The sequence below is a fragment of the Nocardioides agariphilus genome (assembly GCF_015352445.1).
In the GTDB taxonomy this organism is placed as follows: domain Bacteria; phylum Actinomycetota; class Actinomycetes; order Propionibacteriales; family Nocardioidaceae; genus Nocardioides; species Nocardioides agariphilus.
In genome coordinates this window covers 37,619-44,497 of record NZ_JADKPO010000036.1, presented here as the reverse complement: position 1 = coordinate 44,497, position 6,879 = coordinate 37,619, and the positions used below count along the sequence as shown (strand labels likewise).

The following is a 6,879-nucleotide window of genomic DNA, read 5'->3' as shown; positions in this document are numbered from 1 at the left end:
TCGACCGGCTCATCGCCGAGGCGGTCGCCCGGCACATGCCCGACCAAGCCGAAGCCGACCGCAAACAGGCCTGGGACCAACGCCGCTTCGACATCGACTCGACACCGTCGCGATCGCCGGAACCTGCCAGGTCACCGGCGAGCTCGACCTGGCCGACGCCATCGACCTCCACAACGCCCTCACCGCCGACGCCCAGGTCCAGGCCGACCTCGGCTCCCCCCTCACGTTGGACCAACGCCGCTCCGTAGCGGTCGGCAACATCGCCCGCCGCGACCTCACCCTCGACTACCCCCAGATGGTCGACGACGAACACCAACCCCAGACCAAGCCGAGCAAGCCGAGCAAGCCGAGCAAGCCGAGCAAGCCGCGGGACATGGTGCTCTACCTCCACCTCGCCGACCCCGCCACCACCGCTGGCTCAACCACCGGCTCCATGGGTGGCTGGAGTGTGGGGCGGGTGGAGAACACCGCCACCCCGGTGCTGGCCCAGACCATCCGGACCTGGTGCGGCCACCCCGAGGCCAAGATCACCGTGAAACCGGTGATCGATGTGGCAGCGCACGTCCACCACGGGGCCTATGAGATCGACGGCCGGATCAGCGAACCCGTCGCCCTCAGGGACCACACCTGCGTGTTCCCCTGGTGCACGAAACCAGCCCGGAAACTCAAACCCGGCGCCCATGCCGCCGACTGCGACCACAACCACCCCTACGCCGAAGGCGGGGCCACCTGCACCTGCCAGATCGCGGCCCTGTGCCGCAAGCATCACCGGCTGAAGACCCACGGACACTGGCGATACCTGATCCTCACCCCCGGCAGCTACCTGTGGACCAGCCCCCACGGCTACCACTACCTCCGCGACCACACCGGCACCCTCGACGTGTCTCACGACAGACAACGCCGCCGACACCCACCACCAGCAGCCTGAGACCACCAGCCTGACCCCTCGACCGCCGTACCCGCCCAAGCACCACCACGGGCGGGCTACCGGCACGCCCGGCCTGGTAACGAGTGAGGTTGCTAGCGCAACCTCCTCAACCAGCGACGGGGCTTCCGCTCACGCCTCAACCAGCGGCAGGGCTTGCGCTCACGCCTCAACCAGCGACGGGGCTTCCGCTCACACCTCAACCAGCGACAGCTTCCGCACCCGCCCAAGCACCACCACGGGCGGGCTACCGGCACGCCCCGACAGGTTTCGAGACGGTTGCTAGCGCAACCTCCTCAACCCGCGACAGGGCTTCCGCTCGCGCCTCAACCAGCGACCTGGACCGCTCGCTTCAACCGGGCCGAGCGACAGGATGGGTCACCGTGCGGCCTCGATCCTCCGAGACAGGTCACACAACGGCAACGACGGCGATATTGGGGCGACGATGTCGGCGACCGGTGGAACACTCGCGCGAGTTATGACGTCACTCGGAGCCAACCTCGTCCACCGCTTCCGTCCGCCCTCGCCCCTGGCAGGCCGGCTGGCGACCCAGTCGTTGCTCTTCGCGCTCGGCGAGGGCACCTTCATGACCGGATCTGCGGTCTTCTTCACACAGATCGTCGGACTCAGTGCGGCCCAGGTCGGCCTGGGCCTCACGATCGCGGGCGTCGCCGCCTTCATCGCAGCCTTGCCGGCGGGCAAGCTGGTCGACCGCTACGGACCCAAGCGGATGTGGGCGCTGAGCGCGGCGGGGCAGGCAAGCCTGTTCGCCTTCTGGCCGTTCATCGACAGCTTCACCGGCTACGTCGCGATGGCGGTGACCATGGAGGTCGTCGGGTCGCTGGGCGGTGCTGCCCACGGGGCCTACACGATCGACGTACTGCCGCCGGGCGAGCGGGTGAAGTCGCGCGCCTACATGTACTCCGCGCTCAACCTCGGCTTCACGCTCGGCGCGCTGATGGGTGGCATCGCCTTGGCGTTCGAGTCCAACGTCGTGCTCCACAGCCTGCCCTGGTTCACCGGCGTGGTGTTCCTCGTCAACGCCGCAGCGATCCTGCGCCTGCCCAACGCCTCCCACGACGAGCGCACGCCCGAGCAGCGTCGTGAGAAGCCACCCGGACCCGGCCCGTTACGCAACCTGGGCTGGATGTTGACCACCTTCTTCGGCGGTGTCCTCTGGACCAACCAGGTGCTGCTCAACATCGTGATCCCGTTGTGGCTGGTCGAGAAGACCGACGCACCCCGCGTGCTGCTGGCGTTCCTGTTCGGCACCAACACCGTGATGTGCATCTTCTTGCCGATGGCGGCTGCCCGCGGGATCAAGGACGTCACCACCGCACTGCGCGCGATCCGCGTCTCGACGTCGTTCTTCGTGGTCTCCTGCCTGATCACCTTGGCCACACACGACACGGTCGGCTGGGTGACCATCGCCTTGGTGTGGCTCGGCCACGTGACGGTGACCGGCGCCGAGCTCTACCTATCAGCGGCCAGCTGGTCCTTCGAGGCCGAGCTGATGGATCCACGCCGCCGCGGCGAATACCAGGGCGCCGCCGAATTCAGCTCGACCCTGGGCCGCGTGTGGGCGCCCGCGCTCTACACCTTCCTCGCCATGAACTGGGGCGCCGCGGGCTGGCTGCTCATCGCTGCGATCGTCACCGTCGCTGCTGCGGGTCTGCACCCGTCGACCCGCGCAGCCCGAAGGTTCCTCGAGCGCCACGTACCAGCTGACGAGCTGGCCGCCGCCACGGCGAGCGAGCGACCCGTCGACGAGCCCGTGCCTCCCCCGTCCCTGATCGAGCAACCCGCTAGGCCGTGACGCGTGCCCTGCGCCGCTGGAAGACCTCGCTGCTGATCACGAGGAACAGCGCCAGGAAGAACATCACGCTGCCGATCACGTTGATCTGGGGCGGGATGCCGCGCTGGGCAGCGCCCCAGACATACATCGGGAAGGTGACCTCCTGGCCGGAGTTCAGGTTCGTGATGATGAAGTCGTCGAAGGACAGCGAGAAGCTCAGCAGCGCCGCGGCCAGGATGCCCGGGAAGACCAGGGGGAAGGTCACCCGCCAGAACGTCTGCCACTCGTTGGCGTAGAGGTCCATCGCGGCCTGCTCGAGGCGTGGGTCGAGCCCCGCGAGCCGAGCCTTGACGGTGACCACGACGAACGACAGGCAGAACATGATGTGGGCGATCAGGATCGTCCAGAACCCGAGGGTGCCGGCGAACCCTGCGCTGACGAACAGCGCCAGCAGCGAGGAGCCCATCACGATCTCGGGCGAGGCCATCGGCAAGAACGTGAAGATGTTGGCCACCGAGCGGCCCTTGAACCGGTGGCGGACCAGCGCGAAGGCCATCAGCGTGCCCAGCGCCGTGGCGCCGATCGTGGCCAGGAAGCCGATCCGGATCGACAGGGTCACCGCGTCACACATGCCGATCGGCTCGCACGGGTTGAGCCAGTTGTGCCAGGTGAAACCGTCGAAACTGTAGCTGTTCTTGGACGCCGGGTCGTTGAACGACATCAGCACCACGATGAAGATCGGCATGAACATGTAGAGCAGCACCAGCAGGCCGACCAACAGCACGATGTGGTCGCCGACCCACTTGCCGAGCCGGCCGTTCATACGAGCTCCTCGGTGCCGGCCCGGTTGATGTAGACGAGCACCATCACCACGATCGCGGCCATCAGGGTCACCGAGAGCGCGGCCGCCTCGGGGTAGGACCCGCCGTCGAACAGGTTCTGGATGACGTTGCCGATCATCGTGGTCTGCGGGTTGCCCAGCAGCTGTGCGTTGATGTAGTCACCGGCCGCAGGGATGAAGGTGAGCAGCGTTCCGGCCACGACTCCCGGCATCGACAAGGGCACGGTGACCTTGCGGAACGTGGTGAACGGCGAGGCGTAGAGGTCGGCGCCCGCCTCGTGCAGTCGCGGGTCGATCTTCTCCAGCGAGGCGTAGAGCGGCAGCACCATGAACGGCAGGAAGTTGTAGGTGATGCCGGTGACGACAGCCAGAGGCGTCGCCATCAGGTGGCCCTCCTCCCCCAGCAGCCCGATGCCGCGCAGGATGTCGGCCACCCAGGCCTGGTCGCCGAGGATCAGCTGCCATGACAGCGTGCGGATCAGGAAGGACGTGAAGAAGGGGGCGATCACCGCGACCAGCATCAGGTTCTTCCAGCGCCCGGCCTTGAATGCGATCGCGTAGGCCAGCGGGTAGCCCAGCAACAGGCAGGCGAGCGTGGCGATACCGGCGTAGATGATCGACCGGATGAACTGCTTGGAGTACTCCGAGAGGGTGTCGACGTAGTTGGCGATGTGGCCGGTCATCGAGTAGCCGGTCTCGAGCGACCCGCTCGGGTCGTAGAGCGAGGTGCTGACCAGGCTGACCATCGGGATGATGAAGAACACCAGCAGCCACAGCATCGCCGGTGCCAGCAGCAGGTAGCCGGTCCAGCCGCGCTTGCGCTCCTCGGGCGCCGGTGCCGCCACTGCCTCGGCGGGACCGACCGGGGCTGCGGCGGTGCTCATCCGAGGTCCTCGCGCTCGACGCCGGCGGTAGCGTCCTGGTCGGCGTCGAGCAGGAAGGTGTGGTCGGGCAGCCAGTGCAGGTCGACCTCGTCGCCGACCCGGAAGTCCTCACGGGCCCCGGTGTTCTGCTCGAAGACCATCAGCTCCTGGCCCCACGGCATGCGGACGAGGTACTGCGTGCTGACGCCGATGAAGCTGACGTCGGTCACCCGTCCTCGGCGCAGCACGTTGGACCCGTCGCTGGTCTCGGTGCCGCCCGCTGCCAGGAACACCTTCTCCGGACGGATGCCGACCCACACCGATCCCGACCGCACCGCTGCGTCGTCGGCGGCCCGGTCGCGCGGGACGCGCAAGGTGCTGCCCTCGATCTCGGCGCGGATCTGGTCACCGTCGGTCCCGTTGACCTTGGCCTTGATCAGGTTGGACTGACCGAGGAAGTTGGCCACGAACGTGGTGCGAGGGTGCTCGTAGAGCTCCTTGGGCTCACCCATCTGCTCGATCAGCCCGGCGTTCATCACGGCCACGGTGTCGGCCATGGTCATGGCCTCCTCCTGGTCGTGGGTGACGTGCACGAAGGTGATCCCGACCTCGGTCTGGATGCGCTTGAGCTCGATCTGCATCGCCCGGCGCAGCTTGAGGTCGAGCGCACCGAGGGGCTCGTCGAGCAGCAGCACCTGCGGACGGTTGATCAGCGCACGCGCCAGGGCGACGCGCTGCTGCTGGCCGCCCGAGAGCTGCGTGGGCTTGCGAGCGCCGTACTGCGCGAGCTCGACGAGCTCGAGCATGTCCTCGACCTGCTTCTTGACGTCCTTCTTGCCCTGGCGCCGCAGCCCGAACGCGACGTTCTCGAAGATCGTCATGTGCGGGAACAGCGCGTAGCTCTGGAACACCGTGTTGACGGGCCGCTTGTAGGGCTTGAGGTAGCTGATGTCCTGGGGACCCAGCGTGATCGCGCCCGCCGTCAGCTCCTCGAGCCCCGCGACCATCCGCAGGGTCGTCGTCTTGCCGCAGCCCGAGGGACCGAGTAGCGCGAAGAACGAACCCTGGGGCACGGTCAGGTCGAGGTCATCGACCGCCTTGAACGTGCCGAACTTCTTGGTGACGCCGGTGAGGACCAGGTCCTCAGCGTCGCTGTCGGCCACCGGGTCAGGCTCCGATGATCGCGTTGAAGGCCTTGTCGTACTCCTCGCGCGTCTTGGTGTCGACGTTGGCGAAGGCGAACGTCGTGGCGAGGTCCTCCGAGGTCGGGAAGATCAGCGGGTTGCCCACCAGCGACTCGTCGATGCTGGCCATCGCCTCCTCGGCACCCTGCACCGGGCAGATGTAGTTGACCCACGCGGCGAGACGGGCCGCCACCTCGGGGTCGTAGTAGTAGTTCATCAGCTTCTCGGCGTTGGTTTTGTGCTCGGACTTGTTGGGCACCATCATGTTGTCGCTCCACAGCGAGGTGCCCTCCTCCGGCAGCACGAACTTGATGTCGGGGTTGTCGTACTGCATCGCGATGACGTCGCCGGACCACGCCTCGCACGCCACGATGTCGCCCTTGTTGAGCGGCCTGGTGTAGTCGTTGCCCGTGAACTGACGCACCTGGCCGGAGTCGACGACCTGCTGCATCTTGTCGAGGGCGGCCTGCCACTCGTCCTCGGAGAACTTGGCGGGGTCGGCGCCGGTGAGCTTGAGCATGAAGCCCATCGTGTCGCCCATCTCGCTGAGCAGGCTGATCTTGCCCTTGAGGTCGGGACGGGTGAGGAGCTCCTCGAAGCTGGTCACCTCGCCGGTGTACTTGGCGTTGTAGGCGATGCCGGTCAATCCGCTCTGCCACGGCACGGAGTGCTTGCGGCCCTCGTCCCAGGCGGGGTTGCTCAGCGACTCGACCAGGTTGGCGTCGACGTTGGGCATGTTGGCGTGGTCGAGCTCTTGGGTCCAGCCCAGGCTGATCACACGTGCGGCCATCCAGTCGGTGAGGACGAAGATGTCGCGTCCGGTGGAATCACAGGCGCCGAGCTGGTTGCGCACCTTGGCGAAGAACTCGTTGTTGTCGTTGACGTCGGTCGTGTAGGTGACCTTGATGCCGGTCTGCTTCTGGAAGTCCTCGAGCGTGGGGTACTTCTTGCCCTTCTCGTCGATGTAGAGCGGCCAGTTGGACCAGTTCAGGGTCTTCTCGGTGTCGCTCTTGTCGGTGCTCTTGCACTCGTCCTTGGTCTGCACCGTGCCCTCGGTGCCGCACGCGGTGAGCCAGCCGGTCGACGACAGCGCCAGGGCCGATACGCCGGCGCCTCGCAACACGGTGCGACGGCTCAGGGCCCGACCGGTGCCGGCCCCGAAGGTCTGGGCGATCTGCAGCGCCAAGCGGTCAGCCGCAGAGTCGCCGTTCGGGTGGATGCGTCGCCTCGTCATGCCGACTCCTCGTTCTGGTTGCATGGTGATGTGATGT

Annotated in this window: 5 protein-coding genes and 1 pseudogene; 2 read left to right on the top strand and 4 right to left on the bottom strand. The window is 66.9% G+C overall.

The window, feature by feature from the left end; all coding sequences use genetic code 11:
* Together ISU10_RS19745 and ISU10_RS19740 are read left to right on the top strand one after the other, a co-directional pair.
* A pseudogene (locus tag ISU10_RS19745) lies at positions 1-928 on the top strand (hypothetical protein); the annotation flags it as partial.
* Positions 929-1,403: 475 nt separating this feature from the next.
* Positions 1,404-2,741, top strand: coding sequence for an MFS transporter (locus ISU10_RS19740; protein WP_194698154.1), 1,338 nt, complete (start codon positions 1,404-1,406; stop codon positions 2,739-2,741).
* Here the strand turns inward: ISU10_RS19740 and ISU10_RS19735 are convergent.
* Genes ISU10_RS19735 through ISU10_RS19720 form a run of 4 tightly spaced genes read right to left on the bottom strand, consistent with a single transcriptional unit; the run spans position 2,731 to position 6,842 of the window.
* Positions 2,731-3,543 carry an ABC transporter permease gene (locus tag ISU10_RS19735; RefSeq protein WP_194698153.1) on the bottom strand — a complete coding sequence of 271 codons (813 nt, stop codon included), beginning with the start codon at positions 3,541-3,543 and terminating at the stop codon, positions 2,731-2,733. The two genes, ISU10_RS19740 and ISU10_RS19735, sit on opposite strands and share 11 nt — an antisense overlap.
* Positions 3,540-4,445, bottom strand: coding sequence for an ABC transporter permease (locus ISU10_RS19730; protein WP_194698152.1), 906 nt, complete (start codon positions 4,443-4,445; stop codon positions 3,540-3,542). The genes ISU10_RS19735 and ISU10_RS19730 overlap by 4 nt, the downstream gene beginning before the upstream one ends.
* The gene (locus ISU10_RS19725; RefSeq protein WP_194698151.1) at positions 4,442-5,587 is read right to left on the bottom strand and encodes an ABC transporter ATP-binding protein; all 1,146 of its coding nucleotides are present in this window, start codon (positions 5,585-5,587) and stop codon (positions 4,442-4,444) included. The genes ISU10_RS19730 and ISU10_RS19725 overlap by 4 nt, the downstream gene beginning before the upstream one ends.
* Before the next feature lie 4 nt (positions 5,588-5,591).
* Entirely contained in the window at positions 5,592-6,842 is a 1,251-nt protein-coding gene (locus ISU10_RS19720; protein WP_194698150.1) for an ABC transporter substrate-binding protein, read from the bottom strand.
* Positions 6,843-6,879 lie beyond the last annotated feature (37 nt).

Coding starts and splice junctions, on each gene's coding strand:
- ISU10_RS19730 (WP_194698152.1), bottom strand. CDS start 4,445: ATGAGCACCGCCGCAGCCCCGGTCGGTCCCGCCGAGGCAGTGGCGGCA.
- ISU10_RS19720 (WP_194698150.1), bottom strand. CDS start 6,842: ATGACGAGGCGACGCATCCACCCGAACGGCGACTCTGCGGCTGACCGC.
- ISU10_RS19740 (WP_194698154.1), top strand. CDS start 1,404: ATGACGTCACTCGGAGCCAACCTCGTCCACCGCTTCCGTCCGCCCTCG.
- ISU10_RS19735 (WP_194698153.1), bottom strand. CDS start 3,543: ATGAACGGCCGGCTCGGCAAGTGGGTCGGCGACCACATCGTGCTGTTG.